At 49.5% G+C, this 279-nt stretch carries 2 protein-coding genes; both read left to right on the forward strand.

All coding sequences use genetic code 11. From position 1 onward, the window contains the following. Positions 1–215, forward strand: a 215-nt coding sequence (locus ACLJR2_RS23830; protein WP_219828196.1) for a hypothetical protein, incomplete at its 5' end; no start/stop codon positions are given. Continuing rightward, positions 178–279, forward strand: a 102-nt coding sequence (locus tag ACLJR2_RS23835) for a hypothetical protein (RefSeq protein WP_410957938.1), incomplete at its 3' end; no start/stop codon positions are given. The genes ACLJR2_RS23830 and ACLJR2_RS23835, both read left to right, overlap by 38 nt.

A 279-nucleotide genomic window follows, 5' to 3' on the forward strand; every position in this document is an offset into this window, starting at 1 on the left:
TCGTCAACAAAGACGAGAACTACCACTGGGTCGCCATCATTGAGGCGTCTACCGAGTTGCTGGAACTTGGCATGCTGGAATACCGCAAAACAATGCGAGAGATAGCAAACGGCTTCGACACTGGTGAATGGTCAGCGCCTATCACAGAAGACTACACCGACGAACTGAACGATTTTGATGTGCGCCGCCTTGAAGCGTTGCGCGTACAGGCATAAGGGGAAAATCATGGAAAACACAAATATTGTTACCACTGAGCAGCAGGCACCAAACACCATTTCT

This window comes from Salmonella sp. SAL03688 (assembly GCF_046551895.1).
GTDB classification, from domain to species: Bacteria; Pseudomonadota; Gammaproteobacteria; order Enterobacterales; family Enterobacteriaceae; genus Salmonella; species Salmonella enterica.